Here is a 16,643-nt window from a genome sequence, read left to right on the forward strand (position 1 = left end):
TGCGGTCGACTCAAGGGGATGAGCGTGGGGATTCGTCCCGTGATCCGGATCACAAGGGGGGCTGCTGCCGCTAAATTACGGGCCAGTAGCAAAACAGGGAAGTTACGCGTCGGTAAAAACTGGTGTGTCGTCCGACCATCCGTCAGGCGGCCAGCGTGCCGCGGGCAATGGCGTGTGGTCCGAACCGCGTACGGACCCGGTCCGTGACGGCCTCCAGGCGGCGGGCCTTCTCGTCCTCGGGGTCGAGACTGAGCTGCCGCACGGCCCGTTCGGCCGGGATCAGGCCCTCGACCCGCAGGGACAGCGCGCGGACCCGGGCCCGTTGCAGGCCGAGGCCGCCGTAGAGGGCGTAGGCCGCGGCGGTCAGGGCGGCCGAGTGCGCGGTGGGCTCGGCCAGGGTGCGGGTCCGGGTGAGCGTGGTGCGGTCGGCGCAGCGGACGCCGAGCGTCAGGACGCGGCACACCCGCCCGCCCTCTTGTGTACGAAGCTTCGCGCCGAGCTCCTCCGTCAGCGAGAGGAGGGCCCGCCGATGCCGTGCGGGATCCAGCTCGTCCCGGTCGAAGAGCCGCTCGGCGGCGAGGGTCCGGGCGGCCGAGCCCGGCCGGACGGGGGTCCGGTCGATCCCGAGGGCGCGCTCGTGCACCTCGCGGCCGAGCCGAGCGCCGAGGATCCGCCGCAGGGCTGCGGGCGGGGCCGCGGCGACCCGGCCGACGGAGTCGAGGCCGTAGGAACACAGGGTGCGGGCAGCCCCGGCGCCGACCCCGTCGAGTGCCGTGACGGGCTTGTCCGCCAGGAAGTCCCGCACGGCGGCCGGGTCTTCGGGGAGCACCAGGGTCCCGCCGGGCCGGGCCTCGCGGGCCGCCGCACGGGCCAGCATGGGGTTGCCGGCCACGCCGACGGCGGCGTCTACCCCGTGCAGGGCGAGGGCCCGGACCCGGATCAGGGCGGCCAACCGGCGGGCGTCGCAGCCGAAGTAGCGCAGCGCGCCCCGAACGTCGGCGAGGGCGGTGTCGGGCGGCAGGGCCTGCACGGCCGGGGTGATCCCGCCGAGCAGCGCGAGCACCCCGGCGTACTCCCCGGCCCCGAGCGGTCCTCCGCCGGCGGGGCGCAGCCGCAGGCACATCACGGTCTTCCCGGTGGCGCTCATCCCGCGCTCCCCGGGCTGGAGTGCCACAGCCTGCGGCCGGTCGCGGGGCCGGTGCCCGGCGGCCGGAGATCGGCCCAGGGGTTCATCTCGTATCCCGTGGACATGCGGATCGTGCGCCCGGGCTCCTTCGCGGCCGGCTCCCCGTCGGCGGCATTCCGGCCCGCGGCGGCCGGTTCGCCGGTGGGGCCGCCAGAGGGACCGCCGGCCGGCTCGGCGAGACGGGCGGCGACCGCGTCCAGGCCGCCCGCCGACCGCAGTTCCACCAGCTCCGCCAGGTTCCACGCGGCCGCCCCGACCACACTCAGGCTGTGCGGGCCCCTGCGCTGCACGACACCTCGCACCAGTAGCAGGAAGGAGTGGAAGACGGTGTGCGCGCACCGTTCGTGGCTGTCGTCGAAGAAGGCCAGGTCGACCAGGCCCGTGCCGTCGTCGAGGGTCGTGAAGATGACCCGCTTCCCGGACCGAATCGGCGGGGTCTGGGTGGCCGCCTTGGCGCCCGCGACCAGTACGGTCCGCCCGTGCTCGGTCTCCCGCAGCCGGCGGGCCGGGATCACTCCCAGCTCGGCCAGGAAGGCATGGTGGTCGCCCATCAGGTGCCGTGAGGTGTCCATGCCGAGGACGCCGAGCTCGGCGCTGAGCCGTTCCGCATCGGTCAGGTCGGGCAGCCCGACGGAGGCCGTGGACCGGCCGCCCTCCAGCGGGAGCTGGGAGCCGCGTGCGCCGGCGGCCCGCTGCGCGCCGTGCAGTTCCGTCACGTGGAGCAGCAGATCGCGCCGGTTGGCGCCGAACGAGTCCAGGGCGCCCACCTGGGCCAGCCGTTCGGCGACCGGGCGCCCCGGACGGGCCCGGTCCCAGAAGTCGCGCAGGGAGGCGTACGGCTGCCCGGACTCGATCCGGGCCGCTTCGGCCCCGCTGATGCCGTGGACGTCGGCGAGCCCGAGCCGCAGCCCCCACACACCACCCTCCTCGGACACCAGTTCGATGCGGTGGGCGGCCGCCGACCGGTTCACGTCCAGCGGCAGCACCGGCACGCCCCGCCGCCGCGCGTCCGCCAGCAGCAGCCGCTTCGGGTACATCCCCGGATCGTGCGTCAGCAGCCCGGCGTAGAAGGCGGCCGGGTGGTGCGCCTTCAACCACGCCGACTGGTAGGTGGGCACGGCGAAGGCCACCGCGTGCGCCTTGCAGAAGCCGTACGACCCGAAGGCCTCCACGATCTCCCAGGTACGGGCGATCACCTCCACCGGATAGCCGCGTTCGGTCGCCTTCGCCGCGAACCAGACCTTGATCCGCGCCTGTGACGGCGGGTCGGACAGACCGCGCCGCACCCGGTCGGCCTCGTCCCTGCCGCAGCCGGTCATGACGTCCACGATCTCGATGATCTGCTCGTGGAAGACCACCACCCCGTACGTCTCGCGCAGCGCGTCGGCCAGGTCCGGGTGCGGGAAGCGCACCGGGGCCCGTCCGTGCCGGGCCTCGATGAAGGGCCGCACCATGTCGGCGGCCACCGGTCCCGGGCGGAAGAGGGAGATGTCGACGACCAGGTCGTGGAAGGTCGACGGCTGGAGCCGCCCCACCAGGTCCCGCTGGCCCGGTGATTCGATCTGGAAGCAGCCCAGCGTCTCGGCCGAGCGGATCAGCTCGTACGCGGCCCGGTCGCCCGGCGGCACCTGCACCGGGTCGTCCAGGTCGAGTTCCTCCCCCGTGCCGCGCCGGATCTCCGCGACCGCGTGCGCCATCGCGGACTGCATCCGCACCCCCAGCACGTCCAGCTTGAGCAGCCCGAGCTCCTCCACGTCGTCCTTGTCGAACTGGGACATCGGAAAGCCCTCCCCGCTGGTGGGGACCACCGGCGTGCGGGCGAGCAGCGAGGCGTCGGAGAGCAGCACCCCGCACGGGTGCATGGCGATCCCGCGCGGCAGCGCGTCCAGCGATTCGACGAGCTCCCACAGCCGCCCGTACGACTGCCCGCGCACGTCGCGCAGTTCGGGCAGTTCCTCCAGCGCGGCGCGGGCGTCGCGGGCCCGGATGTGCGGGAAGGCCTTGGCGAGCCGGTCGACGACGGCCGGGTCCATGGACAGGGCGGCGCCGACGTCGCGGACGGCGTGACGGACCCGGTAGGTCTCGGGCATGGAGACGGTGGCGACGCGCTCGGCACCGAACCGGTCGATGATCCGCCGGTAGACCTCCAGCCTGCGGGCGGACTCCACGTCGATGTCGATGTCGGGCAGGACGCGCCGCCGCTTGGACAGGAAGCGCTCCATCAGCAGGCCGTGCTCGACGGGGTCGGCGTGCGCGATCCCGAGCAGGTGGTTGACGAGTGAGCCGGCGCCGGAGCCGCGGGCCGCCACCCGGATGCCCATCTCCCGCACGTCGTCCACCACCTGGGCGACCGTCAGGAAGTAGGAGGCGAAGCCGTGGTGGGCGATGATGTCGAGCTCGTGGTGCATCCGCTCCCAGTAGGCGGGGTCGCCCGCGTAGCCGCGCAGCACCATGCCGGCGGAGGCCCTGGAGGTGAGGACCCGCTGGGCGCTGCGGTGGGCGGCGCCGACGAGGCGGGCCTCGGGGAAGTGCACGGAGCCGATGCCGAGGTCGTCCTCGGGGTCCACGGAGCAGGCCTCCGCGGTGTGCCGGGTCTGCGCGAGCAGGCGTCGGGCGTCGGCGGGGCCGAGACCGGCGGCCCGGGCGATCAGGTCCGCGGCCTCCGCCATGGCGGCGGGGGCCTTGAGCCAGCGCTCGCCGGTGTCGAGGGGGCCACGGGGGTCGACGGGCACCAGGCGGCGGGCCGCGTCGAGGATGTCGGCGACCGGCCCCTGGCCGGGGTCGGCGTAGCGGACGGCGTTCGTGAGCACGGCCGGGACGCCCTGCTCGGCGGCGAAGCCGACGGTACGGGCGGCCAGCCGCAGCGAGCCGGGGCCGGTGCCGGTACGGCCGTGGTGCACGGCCTCCAGGCGCAGGGAGTCGCCGTAGACCTCCCGCCAGGGTGCGAGCAGCCGGGCGGCGCGGTCGGGGCGGCCCGCCGCGAGTGCCCTCCCCACGTCGGAGCCGGGCCCGAGCAGGACGAAGACGCCCTCCCCGCGCAGGGCGTCCCAGGGGACGAGCGGCACCTCGGCGGCCCCGGCGTGGGCGGCGGTGACCATCCGGCACAGCTCGGCCCAGCCGGCGGCCCCGTCCCGGGCCAGGAAGACGGCCCGGGCTGCGGACTCGCCCAGGAAGGCCCCACCTTTGACGGGGGTGCGCCGCCGATACGAGGCCTCACCCGGACCGCCGCCCGCGGCGGACACGGTCGAGCCCCCCGGCCCGGCCGGGCCCGCCGCGGAGGGGGCGGCGGGGGCCACCCCCAGGTCCGCGCCGAACAGCGGCCGGATGCCCACGCCGGCACACGCCTTCGCGAACCGGACCGCGCCCGCGAGGGTGTCGCGGTCGGTCAGGGCGAGGGCGTCCATACCCCGCCCGGCGGCACGCTCCGCCAGCCTTTCCGGGTGCGAGCCTCCGTAGCGCACGGAGAACCCCGAAACGGTGTGCAGATGCGTAAAACCAGGCACCCGCGGCCTCCTGCTTCGCTCGTCGAACACCACCCCCGCTCTCCACCATAGAGCAAATCGAATATCCGTGCGAAACACTTGTTCGAGCACCTGGGTGGGGGTGTGTCATCCGTTCGGCCCGCCCCTGCTGCGGCCCGTCCCCCGCACGCCGAGCGTGTGAGACATGACCCCGTCCCAAGGTTTCCTCGCCGAGATCAAGGACGCCGTGACCACCCGGGCGGCGCTGCTCGTCCTGGGTGTGCTGGTGCTCCAGCTCGCCTTCATCACCTCGTACATCGGGGCCTTCCACCATCCCAGGCCCAGCGAGATCCCCATCGCGGTGACCGCGCCTGCCGCGCCGGTGGCCGAGCGGTCCGCGCAGCAGCTCGGCGCCCTGCCCGGAGACCCGCTCGCCCCCCGGGTCGTCGAGGACGAGGCAGCAGCGCTCGCCGGGGTACGGGACCGGGACGTCGACGGCGCGCTGATCATCGACCCGGCCGGCCGGACCGACCGGCTGCTGGTCGCCTCGGGCGCCGGAGCCTCGCTGTCCCAGGCCCTGGAAGAGGTCGTGGGCGCCGCCGAACGGGCCCAGGGGCGGACCGTGCGAGTCACCGACGTGGCCCCGGCCGCCAAGGGCGACAGTCGCGGCCTGAGCTCCTTCTACCTCGTCATCGGCTGGTGCGTGGGCGGCTACCTGTGCGCCGCGATCCTCGCGATCAGCGCCGGTGCGCGGCCCGCCAACACGCACCGCGCCGTGATCCGGCTCGGCGCGCTGCTCGCGTACGCGATCGCCGCCGGACTGCTCGGCACGGTCATCGCCGGCCCGGTCCTGGACGCACTGCCCGGCAGCATCTGGGGCCTGTGGGGGCTCGGCACCCTGGTCGTCTTCGCGGTCGGCGCGATCACCCTCGCCCTCCAGGGGCTGGCGGGGGTGGTCGGCATCGGCCTGGCCATCCTGCTGGTCGTGGTGCTCGGCAACCCGAGCGCGGGCGGCGCCTACCCCTACCCGCTGCTGCCGCCGTTCTGGAGCACCATCGGGCCGGCCCTGCCACCGGGCGCCGGTACGTATGCCGCCCGCTCCATCACGTACTTCCGCGGCAACGGCGCCGGCGGGCCGATGCTGGTGCTGGCCGCCTGGGCGGCGGTCGGCTCGGCGGTCACCCTGGCCTGCGCGGCCCTCCGCCGAGGCCGTCCGGGCTCCCCGGTGGGCCTCGACCGACAGTGAGGCCGCCGGCGCCGGCGAGCCGGTGCGCGGTGCCACCGGGCGGGGATCGATCGTCCGACCGGGCACCGCCCCTCCACCACGCCCCCGACCGCACCGAACCGCCCCGCGGGCACGGGCCGCCGCCCCGGCCGCCTCCGCCCCTCCGGGCCGACCCCGCCCCTCCGGCCGCCTCCGGCCGGAGCGCTCCCGCAGCGCGAACCCCACCGGACGACGGCGCACGCACCCGGGAACCTCCACAAGAACCACCCCCGAAGTGCGCCCTACCGCACTCCTCCCCCAGCGAGCACAATCGGCATGACGACCCACACCGATCGTGAGGGAGGGAGCGCGTGCGCGATCAGGTGCGCACAGCGGACGGGCGCGCTCTGACCGTGGAGCGCTGGGGCGATCCGGACGGCAGACCCGTCTTCCTGCTCCACGGCATGCCCGGCAGCCGCCTGGGACCGGCCCCCCGGGGCATGGTCCTCTACCAGCGCCGGATGCAGCTCATCGCCTATGACAGACCCGGCTACGGCGGCTCCGACCGTCATCCGGGCCGCACCGTCGCCGACGTGGCCCACGACGTGGCCGCCGTGGCCGACGCCTTCGGTCTGGACAGGTTCGCCGTGGCGGGCCGCTCCGGGGGCGCCGCCGGCGCCCTCGCCTGCGCCGCCCTGCTGCCGGAGCGGGTCACCCGCACCGCGGCCATGGTCGGGCTGGCTCCCCGGGACGCGGAGGACCTGGACTGGTTCGCCGGGATGGCGGCGTCGAACGTCAAGGAGTACACCACCGCCTTCGCCGACCCCGAGGAACTGGCCGCCCGGCTGATCCCGCGCGCCGCCGGCATCCGCAAGGACCCGGGGCGGCTGCTGGACGAACTGCGCCGGGAACTGACCGCCAACGATCGCATGATCGTCTCGGACGCCGGGCTGCGGTCGATGCTGCTGCGGAACTACCGTGAGGGGCTGCGCCGTTCGGCGTACGGCTGGATCGACGACGTCCTCGCCTCCAGCCGCTCCTGGGGCTTCGACCCGGCCGACATCCGCTGTCCGGTGCTGATCTGGCACGGGGAGCTCGACGTGTTCTCCCCCGTGGGTCACTCCCGCTGGCTGGCGCGCCGGATCCCCGGGGCCACCGCCACGATCGAGCCGACCGCCGCCCACTTCGCGGCCCTGCGCGCACTGCCCGACGTGCTCAACTGGCTGCTGCGCGACCTCCCCGCACCGGAGCTGAGCGAACAGCAGCCCGCCTGAGGGCAGTTCACCCTCACAGGCCCCTCCGAGGGGCACGTGGCCGCGCTCGCCGTCGAACGGTTGATCAGCCGCCATGTATCAGGTTGCAAGTGGCGTGAGGCCTCTAAAGTCCGCCTACCCCGAGCCGGCATGCGGCTCGACATGGCCGAACTTCACCAGCCTGGAAGGCCACTCCCATGATCCTGCACATCGACGACATCGGCATGGCGGTACTCGGCGCCGGACTCCTCGTCGGGTACGCCGTCCACAAGCACGCGCGGTCCGGCACCGCACCCAAGGGCGACCTCGTGGGCGCGATCGGCGCGGGCACCGCGGTCGTCACGGTCCTCATGCTGCTGTTCGGCGGCGACGGCAGGCAGCCGGCCGCAGCCGAACCCCGGCCCTCGGGCCGGGCGGTCTCCGCGGCCTCGACGGGCATCGCGGCGGCTCCTGACCCCGCGTCGGGGCCGGTGACCACGGCCTCCGGGCCGGCCAGGACTTCGACCGCCCCCTGAAATGCCCAGGTCACGGGTGGTTCCCGCCCGGCGCCGGGCCCGCCCGGAAGCCCTGTCCGGCCCGGCGCGAACCCCTGCCGGTTCCACCGCCGGAAGAATTGGATCTTGCCGTCCGGCGAACGGCCGAACAAGCCACCTCGGGAAATACGCCTCACTCGCTATAGAACGGTTGACCAGGCGTCATGTCTCGGTTGCCAATGGGGTGTGGCCTAGTAAAGTCCACGCTTGACGGCAGCATGCCGCTGTTTGTCATTCACATGCCCATTCCCTATGGCTTCCCCGAGGACGGTGTCGTGAACACTTCCGCAACCCCCCCGACCAGCACGGTCAAGGCCCGCCGGGTCCCGCTCGCCAAGATCGACATCGGAACCGCGTCCGCGGTCGCGACGCTCGATCGCGTGCTCCCGGCAGAATCCGGCCGTCCGGTTCAGGCACCGATCTTCAACTCCGCACTCTGAGGCGGAGCGAGAGCTCTAGACTGGCCAAATGACCGGCCTGATCGCATTTCGCGAGATCGTCCTGAAAGTTCACAGCAGATGCGATCTTGCTTGTGATCATTGCTATGTCTACGAACACGCAGATCAGAGCTGGCGAGCCCGGCCGAAAGTGATCTCGCCGGAGGTTGTTTCACAGACCGCGTCGAGGCTCGCCGAACATGCCCGTGACCATGCTCTCCCCTCCGTCACGGTGATTCTCCACGGAGGGGAACCCCTGTTGGCGGGCACGGCCCGGCTCCGACTCGTCTGCGAGGAGTTCAGCCGGGCGCTCACCGGGATCGCCGCACTCGACCTGCGCATCCACACCAACGGGCTCCAGCTCAGCACCCGATACCTCGACCTCTTCGCCGAGTACGGCGTCCGGGTCGGAGTCTCCCTCGACGGCGACCGCGCCGCCAACGACCGCCACCGCCGCTTCGCGGACGGCCGGACGAGCCATCCGCTGGTCCTCGCGGCCGTGGGTCTGCTGCGCTCCGCGCCCTACCGCCACCTCTACCAAGGCCTGCTCTGCACCGTGGACGTGGCCAACGACCCCGTCGCCGTGCTCGACGCGCTGGTCGAACTCGAACCCCCACGCGTGGACTTCCTCCTCCCGCACGCCACCTGGGAAACGCCGCCCGCCCGGCCCGACGACGCCCCGGACGCCTACGCCCGCTGGCTCCTGCGGGTCTTCGACCACTGGGAGCGGCTGGGCCGCCCGGTCCCCGTCCGCCTCTTCGAGTCCCTCCTGTCCACGCTGCGCGGCGGGCCCAGCCTCACCGAGTCGCTCGGCCTCGCCCCCACCGACCTCGTCGTCGTCGAGACCGACGGCACCCTGGAACAGGTGGACTCCCTCAAGAGCGCCTTCGAGGGGGCCGCGGCCACCGGGTTCAACGTCTTCGACCACGCTCTCGACCAGGTCGCGGCCCATCCCGGGGTCCGCGCCCGGCAGCTGGGCCTGGCGGGCGTCAGCGAGTCGTGCCGCGGCTGCCCCGTCGTACGTTCGTGCGGCGGCGGCCTCTACACCCACCGCTACCGCGACCCCAACGGCTTCGACAACCCCTCCGTGTACTGCACCGACCTGCGCGAACTGGTCGACGGGGTCGAGGGCCGCACGGCGCACCGGGAGACCGCCCCGCAGCTGTCCGACCCGGCCGAACTGACCCGCTCCCAGGAGGAGCTGACCCGGATCCTGCTGGCCCGGCTGAACACGGACCTGGCCCGCGACCCCGCATGGGCGCACGCCTGGGAGCTCGTGGGCGCCGTGGAGCGGGCCGGAGAGACGGGCGCCGACGCGCTGGACGCCGTACTGGACCACCCGTACACCCGGACCTGGGTGCTAGCGTCGCTGGACGCCGCGCGCGACGGCCGGCCCGGCGGTGCGGAGGCGGCCCGCAGGCTCACCGCGCTGGCCGCCGCAGCCGTGCTGCGCGGCGGGCTGGACCTGCCGGCCGAGGTGGCCTACCGGGACGGCGAGGTGTACCTGCCAACGCTCGGCCTGCTGCGGCTCGGGGAGCCGGGCACCGAGGGCCGGGCCTCCCTGCGCGTCACCGACGACGGCTACGCCGCCCGGGACGGCCGCTCCGAGCACCGCTTCGGACCGGCGGCGGGCGACGCCCGCTGGCAGCCCGTACGCACCTGGTCTCCCGGCCCGGGCACGGCGCCGGTGGCGCTGGAGGACCTCGACCCCTACCGCAACTGCTTCCCCCGCCCGCCCCGGCTCCGGCTCGGCGCGGGCGAGACCGAGGAGTGGCGCGGTCGGCTCGACCGCGCCTGGGCGCTGCTGCACAAGGCGGTGCCCGGTTTCGCCCGGGCGGCGGCGGTCGGGCTGACCACGCTCACCCCGCTCGCGGGCGGCCCGCGGGCCGGCGGCTGGGGCGAGGCCGGCCGGCACGGGCCGGGGGCGCTCGGGGTGCCGTACGCGGCGGGCGTACGGGAGACCGCGCTCGCGCTGCTGACCGGACGGCGGCGGACCCGGCTGCGCGCCCTGACCGAGGTGACCGATCTGTACGCGCTGGACGGGGAGTGGCAGCACCCGTCGCCGTGGCGGTCGCGCCCGGTACCCGTGTCACGGCTGCTGGCGGACGTGCACGAGCGGGTGGCGGTGGAGGCGTACCGGCGGGCCACCGCGGGGCCCGAGCCGGGCGGCTCGGACCTCATCCACGAGGCCCTGGACCGGCTCTCGGCCGCGGCCGAGCTGACGGTCACCGGCAAACAGCTGGTGGCCGAGCTGCGCTACGAGCTGAAGGCGGTCGACGCATGAGCGGCCACTCCCCCGCCCCGTCCGGACCGGGGCGGGGCCGCCGGGCCGCGGGCACCCTCCAGCTCGCGGTGCAGCTGCGGCTGCTCGGCGTACGGCCGGGGATGCAGCTCCTGGTCCACGCCTCGCTGCGCGGGACCGGGCTGCGCGCGGAGCAGCTGCGCGACGCCCTGACGGGCGTCCTGGGCCCGCGCGGGACCCTGGTCGTGCCCGCGTTCACCCCGCAGAATTCCCGGACCTCCGACGCCCACCTGGAGCGGATCGCCGGGATGGACGAGGCCGAGGTGCGGGCCTTCGTCGAGCGGATGCCCGCCTTCGACCCGGCGAGCACCCCCAGCCAGGGCATGGGCTCGCTCGCCGAGGCCGTCCGCACCGCACCGGGCGCCGCACGCAGCTCCCACCCGCAGACCTCTTTCGCCGCGCTCGGCGCGGACGCGGAGCGGCTCTGCGACGGGCACCGCCTGGAAAGCCACCTGGGTGAGGAGTCACCCCTGGGAAAGCTGTGCTGGGAGGGCGGACAGGTACTGATGATCAATGTGGGGTTTTCCGTCTGCACCGCTTTCCATCTCGCGGAGTATCGAATTCCGAAGCCCCCCTTGCGCATGTACGAGTGTGTGGTGAAGGTGAATCTTTCGGAGGGGTATCAGGGGTCCCGCCAGGAGGGGGAGTGGACCGCATACGAGGACGTCGCACTGGATGACGGCGATTTCGCCGAGATCGGCAGGGCGTTCCCGGATTCGCGGGTGCGCAGGGGGCGGGTCGGCGGGGCGTCGGCCATGCTCTTCTCCGTCCCGGAAGCCGTTGACCACGCCCTTGACTGGATGACCGAAAACCGATGCTGATTGACTGAACGATGAGGGGATGTGGCGAAGCAGCTCCGGAATGATGTTTCTTCGCTCGCATCTTCGGGACGGGGGGCGTGTGCCCGCATCAGTGCAGCCGTATTTTTTTCTCAGTTACGCGCATACACCGAGGTTCGGGGCCGGGGGGCCCGACCCCGACATGTGGGTGGAGCGCCTGTTCCGTGATCTCTGCAGCCATGTCATGGCGCTGACGGACCTGCCCGCCGGGGCCGAGGCCGGCTTCATGGACCGGGAGATACGCAGCGGCGAGGGCTGGTCGGAGCGGCTCGGGGCGGCGCTCGCCACCTGCCGGGTCTTCGTCCCGCTGTTCTCGCCGCGGTACTTCGCCAGTGAGATGTGCGGCAAGGAGTGGTACGCCTTCGCGCAGCGGGCGATCCACCAGGGGGCGCTGAGCAACCAGCCGGCCGAGGCCATCGTGCCCGCGCTGTGGGTGCCGGTCCCCCCCTCGCAACTGCCGGGCCCGGCTGAGCGGTTGCAGTTCAACCACAACACCTTCGGCGAGCGCTATGTCACCGACGGGCTGTACGGGCTGATCAAACTGCGCGGGTACGCCGAGCAGTACGAGCGGGCGGTGTACGAGCTCGCCAAACGCATCGTCCGGGTCGCCGAGACGGTCCGGCTCGAACCCGTCCGCCCGCTGGACTACCGCGGGGTGCCGAGCGCCTTCGGCCCCACCGGCAGCAGCCCCGCCCGCACCCTCCACGTGACCGTGGCCGCGGCCTCCCGGCACGACCTGCCGGACGGGCGCAGCCCCGAGTACTACGGGGACAGCGCACTGGAGTGGAATCCGTACCATCCGGTGGCCCAGCGGCCCATCGCGTACGTCGCGGAGGACCTGGTCAAGAACCTCAACTACCAGACCAGCATCGGCTCCTTCGACGACGAGGCGGGGCACTACGACAGCAAGCAGCCGCCGACCCGGCCGGAGATCCTGATCGTCGACCGCTGGGTGGTGGAGGACGAGCACCGCCGCCAGCGCCTGGCCGCCTTCGACCAGGAGTCCCGCCCCTGGGTCAACGTGGTCGTGCCGTGGAACCGCTACGACCGCCAGAGCCGCGCGAAGGAGCTCGAACTGGCACGGCGGCTGGAGGAGACCCTGCCCGTCAAGATGGGACAGGGCCGCGCCGCCTGCCGGGCCGCCGCCAACGGGGTGGCCAACATGGAGACCCTCGGACAGATCCTGCCCCAGGTGGTCGAGGCCGCGGCGCAGCAGTTCCTCAGACACGCCCAGGTCTACCTGCCGGCCGGGAACACCCGCATCGAACGACCGCGGCTACTGGGGCCGATGGGGATGGACGGACCTGCGTCCTCCCCGCCCAGGGCGCCCTTTCCGCCCGACGCGTTCGGCGGCCACAACGACGGCAACGACAGCAACGACACCGACCGGGGGGACGCGGATGACAGCGAGTCGTGACAGCAGCGAAGGCCGTGACGGGCGCATCGTCACCTTCTACTCGTACAAGGGCGGCACGGGCCGCACCATGGCGCTGGCCAACACCGCCTGGATCCTGGCGGCCAACGGCAAGCGGGTGCTGGCCGTGGACTGGGACCTGGAGGCCCCGGGCCTGCACCGCTTCTTCCACCCCTTCCTCGACCCCTCCACGCTCGGGGCCACCACCGGGGTGATCGACCTGATCAGCGAGTACGCGTGGGCCGCGACCAGTCCGGTGGCGCGTGCCGACGACTGGCACAAGGACTACGCGCGTATCCAGCCGCACGCGGTCTCGCTCACGCCGGAGATCCTGGGCTGGGAGTTCCCGGACGGCGGCACCCTGGACTTCGTCTCGGCGGGACGGCAGAACCGCGAGTACTCGGCGACGGTGTCCACCTTCGACTGGGACAACTTCTATGACCGGCTCGGCGGCGGCCTGTTCTTCGACGCCTTACGCGCCGACATGAAGCGGAACTACGACTACGTCCTGATCGACAGCCGTACCGGTCTGTCCGACATCGCGGACATCTGCACCGTTCACCTCCCGGACGTCCTGGTCGACTGCTTCACCCTGTCCGACCAGTCCATCGACGGCGCCGCGGCCGTGGCCCGCCAGATCGACGAGCGTTTCAACGACCGCGGCATCAAGATCTACCCGGTCCCGATGCGGATCGACGAGGGCGAGAAGGAGAAGGCGGACGCCGGCCGGGCGCTCGCCCGGCTCAAGTTCGACCGGTTCCCGGGCGGCCTGCTCGGGGACGAGCTGACGTCCTACTGGGGCGCGGTGGAAATCCCCTACCGGCCTTACTACGCCTACGAGGAGACGCTGGCCACCTTCGGCGACGAGGCCGGGCTGACCAACTCCCTGCTCTCGGCGTTCGAGCGGCTGACCGCCGTGGTCACCGACGGCGAGATCACCTCCATGCCCGCCATCGGCGAGGAGGTCCGCCTGCGCATCAGGGACGCCTTCACCCGGCGCCGCCCGGCGCTGCCGGCCGACCTGTTCCTGTCCTATGTCGCCGAGAACCGGATGTGGGCCGACTGGATCGAGTCGGTGCTCACCCGGGCGGGCTTCCGGGTGGTGCCCAAGGACGTCTCGGCCGAGCGGCCGCCGCCGTCGGGCGGCACAGGCTCCGCGGGGGACACCCTGGGCGGCGGCACGGGCATCAGCGTCGACACCGCCGCGCGCACGGTGGTGCTGCTCTCCACGGCCTACCTGAAGTCCGCCCGGGCCGTGGACGTGTGGGAGCGGGCGGCCGCCGAGGACCCGACCGGGGGCCGGCGCCAGCTGGTGCCCTTGAGGGTGGGCGACGTGCGGCTGTCCACGCCGTACATCGACCGCAACCCGGTGGACCTCTTCCGGCTCGACGAGGTGCACGCCACCGCCGCCCTGCTGCGCGCGGTGGAGCGGCCCATGGCCCTGCCGGACAGCGTGGCAGGCTCCTCGCACGCCGGGCCCCGCTTCCCGGGGACGGTTCCGAAGATCTGGAACGCTCCGCCCCGCAATCCCGGGTTCACCGGGCGCAGCATGGTGCTGGAGCGGATGCGCGACCAGCTCGGCGGCGGCATGGCCGTGGTGCTCCCGCAGCCGCAGACCCTGTTCGGCCTCGGCGGCGTCGGCAAGACCCAGGTGGCCCTGGAGTACGTGCACCGGTTCATGGCCGACTACGACCTGGTGTGGTGGATCTCCTCGGAGCAGACCGACGACGTGGTCGCCGCGCTCGCGGAGTTGGCCGTACGGCTGGGGGTGCAGACGGGCGAGGACATGGCGGCCGCCTCACAGGAGGCGATCGACCTGCTGCGGCGCGGGGTGCCCTCCTCCCGGTGGCTGCTGGTCTTCGACAACGCGGACGATCCGGAGTCCCTGAAGCGGTTCTTCCCGACGGGCGGTCCGGGGCACGTGCTGGTGACCTCCCGCAACCAGTCCTGGTCGCAGTACGGCGACGCGCTCCCGGTGGACGTGTTCCTGCGCGAGGAGTCCGTCGAGCACCTCCAGCGCCGGGCCCCCGGGCTCACCACGGACGACGCCGAGCAGGTGGCGATCGCGGTGGGCGACCTGCCGCTGGCGGTCGAGCAGGCGGGTGCCTGGATCGCGGAGACCGCAACCCCGGTGGCCGCGTACCTGGAGCAGCTGGCCCAGCAGGCGGCGAGCGTGCTGGCCCTCAACCAGCCGCCCGGTTACCCGGAGCCGGTGGCCGCCACCTGGAACATCTCCATAGAGCGGCTCCAGTCCCGTTCGCCGGCCGCTGTGCGGCTGCTGCAGCTGTGTGCCTTCCTGGCGCCCGAGCCGATCTCGGCGAACCTGCTCTACAGCAAGGAGATGATCGACGCCCTCAAGCCGTACGACGCCTCGCTCCAGGAGAAGCTGGTGCTGGGCCGGGTGATCCGGGAGATCGGCCGGTTCGCGCTGGCCAAGGTCGACCAGGTCAGCAACAGCATCCAGGTGCACCGGCTGGTGCAGGCCGTGATCCGGTCGCAGATGCCGGAGGAGGAGCAGCGGGAGGCCCGGCACGCCGTCCACCGGATCCTGGCCGGTGCCCGGCCGGACGACGACGAGCCGATCGACAACCCGGAGACGTGGCCGCGGTTCAACACCATCTGGTCGCACCTCACCCCGTCCGAGGCCCGGTACTGCAAGGAACCGGAGACGCGCAGGCTGCTGATCGACCGGGTCCGCTACCTCTGGAAGCGCGGCGACTTCAAGGCCGCCTACCAGCTCGGCGAGGAGCTGCGCGAAGCCTGGAAGGAGATGCTGGGCAACGACGACCTTCAGTACCTGTACCTGCGTTTTCACCTGTCGAACATCCTGCGCTCGCAGGGCCGGTTCGTGGAGGCGAAGGAGCTGGACGAGATCACCCTGGAGCGGCAGAAGGCGGTCCTGGGCCCCTCGCACCCGCACACCTACATGACGACGAGCGGTCTGGCCAACACGCTGGGCGCGCTGGGCCAGTACGCGCAGGCCATGGAGCTGGCGACCGAGGCCCACGAGGGGTTCAGCCAGATCTTCCACGAGGCGCATCCGCGCACCCTGGCCGCCGCGAACAACCTGGCGCTGAACCTGCGGCTGGTGGGCCAGTACAGCAGGGCCCGCGAGATCGACCAGGAGGTGTACGACCTGCGCACGGAGGTGCTGGGCCCGGAGCACCCCTACACCCTGTCGTCCGCGCAGAACCTCGCCCGCGACCTGCGCGAGGTGGGCCGGTACGAGGACTCGGTGCAGCTGCTCAGCCGGACGTACGAGATCTACAAGCGGACGCTGGGGCGGGGCTTCCCCGGCACCCTGTCGGCGGCGAAGAACCTGGCGGTGTCGCTGCGCCGGGCCGGCCAGCTGGAGGACGCCCTGCGGCTCACCACGGCCACCCGGGCCCGCTACCGGGCCAAGTACACCTCGGTCAACCCGGACCTGCTCTCCTGCGAACTGAACCTGGCCTCGGACCTGTTCGCGACCGGCGACCCGGGCGGGGCGCGGGACCTGGCGCAGGAGGCGGTGGACGAGTACATGAAGGTCCCGGGCGAGCGGCACCCGTACACGCTCGCGGCCGTGAACAACCTGGCGGTCTTCCTCTGGGGCACGGGGGCGGCGGAGCAGGCGGAGGTGATGCTGCGGCAGACGATCCGGCTGATGCGGGAGGTGCTGGGCGCGGATCACCCGCACACCGCCTTCGCCACGATCAACCTGGCCAACGCCCGGGCCGACCAGGGCGACCCGGAGGGGGCCCTGGAGCTGGAGCGCCTCGCGGTGCCGCGGCTGCGCGAGGCGCTCGGTGCGCTCCACCCGGAGACCCTGGCGAGCAGTTCCAACATGGCGGTGAGCCTGGACTCGATGGGCCGCACGGAGGAAGCGGCCCGGGTGCGGACCGAGGCGGTGGTCGAACTGGCCAGGATGCTCGGCGAGGACCACAGCCTGACCCGGTACGCACGGGACGAGCGGCGGGTCCACCGGGACCTGGAGCCCCTCGCCGTGTGATCCGACGGCGGGCGGCGGGGCCGGGG

Annotated in this window: 10 protein-coding genes; 8 read left to right on the forward strand and 2 right to left on the reverse strand. The window is 73.1% G+C overall.

Annotated features, from left to right (window positions below):
* Positions 1-142: 142 nt before the first annotated feature.
* Positions 143-1,147 (reverse strand): hypothetical protein, encoded by a 1,005-nt coding sequence (locus ACFW2G_RS07295; RefSeq protein ID WP_384580543.1) that lies wholly within the window; start codon positions 1,145-1,147, stop codon positions 143-145.
* Positions 1,144-4,689 (reverse strand): DNA polymerase III subunit alpha, encoded by a 3,546-nt coding sequence (locus tag ACFW2G_RS07300; protein ID WP_384580546.1) that lies wholly within the window; start codon positions 4,687-4,689, stop codon positions 1,144-1,146. Before ACFW2G_RS07300 ends, ACFW2G_RS07295 begins: the two co-directional genes overlap by 4 nt.
* Positions 4,690-4,852: 163 nt before the next feature.
* Between ACFW2G_RS07300 and ACFW2G_RS07305 the strand changes: the two genes are divergently transcribed.
* The 8 genes from ACFW2G_RS07305 to fxsT all read left to right on the forward strand — a co-directional run bounded on the left by ACFW2G_RS07305 (position 4,853) and on the right by fxsT (position 16,617).
* A complete protein-coding gene (locus ACFW2G_RS07305; RefSeq protein ID WP_037925668.1) occupies positions 4,853-5,893 on the forward strand; it encodes a membrane protein in 1,041 nt (346 codons plus the stop codon).
* A gap of 329 nt (positions 5,894-6,222) precedes the next feature.
* On the forward strand, positions 6,223-7,125 hold the full coding sequence (locus tag ACFW2G_RS07310; RefSeq protein ID WP_037925666.1) for an alpha/beta fold hydrolase: 903 nt from the start codon (positions 6,223-6,225) through the stop codon (positions 7,123-7,125).
* Between the two features lie 176 nt (positions 7,126-7,301).
* Entirely contained in the window at positions 7,302-7,619 is a 318-nt protein-coding gene (locus ACFW2G_RS07315) for a hypothetical protein (RefSeq protein WP_384580548.1), read from the forward strand.
* Between the two features lie 236 nt (positions 7,620-7,855).
* The gene (locus ACFW2G_RS07320; RefSeq protein ID WP_384446916.1) at positions 7,856-8,077 is read left to right on the forward strand and encodes an FXSXX-COOH protein; all 222 of its coding nucleotides are present in this window, start codon (positions 7,856-7,858) and stop codon (positions 8,075-8,077) included.
* A 28-nt stretch (positions 8,078-8,105) separates the two neighbouring features.
* Complete coding sequence (gene fxsBH / locus ACFW2G_RS07325; RefSeq protein ID WP_384580550.1) at positions 8,106-10,358, forward strand: radical SAM/SPASM protein FxsBH, inactivated beta-hydroxylase extension form; 2,253 nt, start codon at positions 8,106-8,108, stop codon at positions 10,356-10,358.
* The gene (locus ACFW2G_RS07330; protein ID WP_037925663.1) at positions 10,355-11,197 is read left to right on the forward strand and encodes an AAC(3) family N-acetyltransferase; all 843 of its coding nucleotides are present in this window, start codon (positions 10,355-10,357) and stop codon (positions 11,195-11,197) included. Before fxsBH ends, ACFW2G_RS07330 begins: the two co-directional genes overlap by 4 nt.
* Positions 11,198-11,240: 43 nt before the next feature.
* Positions 11,241-12,632: a TIR-like protein FxsC gene (locus ACFW2G_RS07335; RefSeq protein ID WP_157840305.1), complete on the forward strand. Its 1,392-nt coding sequence runs from the start codon at positions 11,241-11,243 to the stop codon at positions 12,630-12,632.
* Positions 12,616-16,617 carry an FxSxx-COOH system tetratricopeptide repeat protein gene (gene fxsT / locus ACFW2G_RS07340; protein WP_384446911.1) on the forward strand — a complete coding sequence of 1,334 codons (4,002 nt, stop codon included), beginning with the start codon at positions 12,616-12,618 and terminating at the stop codon, positions 16,615-16,617. The genes ACFW2G_RS07335 and fxsT overlap by 17 nt, the downstream gene beginning before the upstream one ends.
* Positions 16,618-16,643 lie beyond the last annotated feature (26 nt).

This window comes from Streptomyces sp. NPDC058880 (genome assembly GCF_042742535.1).
In the GTDB taxonomy this organism is placed as follows: Bacteria; Actinomycetota; Actinomycetes; order Streptomycetales; family Streptomycetaceae; genus Streptomyces.

Bases quoted from the DNA above. Each gene is read 5' to 3' on its own strand.
- fxsT (WP_384446911.1), top strand. From the start codon at position 12,616: ATGACAGCGAGTCGTGACAGCAGCGAAGGCCGTGACGGGCGCATCGTC.
- fxsBH (WP_384580550.1), top strand. From the start codon at position 8,106: ATGACCGGCCTGATCGCATTTCGCGAGATCGTCCTGAAAGTTCACAGC.
- ACFW2G_RS07295 (WP_384580543.1), bottom strand. From the start codon at position 1,147: ATGAGCGCCACCGGGAAGACCGTGATGTGCCTGCGGCTGCGCCCCGCC.
- ACFW2G_RS07335 (WP_157840305.1), top strand. From the start codon at position 11,241: ATGTTTCTTCGCTCGCATCTTCGGGACGGGGGGCGTGTGCCCGCATCA.
- ACFW2G_RS07320 (WP_384446916.1), top strand. From the start codon at position 7,856: ATGCCGCTGTTTGTCATTCACATGCCCATTCCCTATGGCTTCCCCGAG.
- ACFW2G_RS07330 (WP_037925663.1), top strand. From the start codon at position 10,355: ATGAGCGGCCACTCCCCCGCCCCGTCCGGACCGGGGCGGGGCCGCCGG.
- ACFW2G_RS07315 (WP_384580548.1), top strand. From the start codon at position 7,302: ATGATCCTGCACATCGACGACATCGGCATGGCGGTACTCGGCGCCGGA.
- ACFW2G_RS07305 (WP_037925668.1), top strand. From the start codon at position 4,853: ATGACCCCGTCCCAAGGTTTCCTCGCCGAGATCAAGGACGCCGTGACC.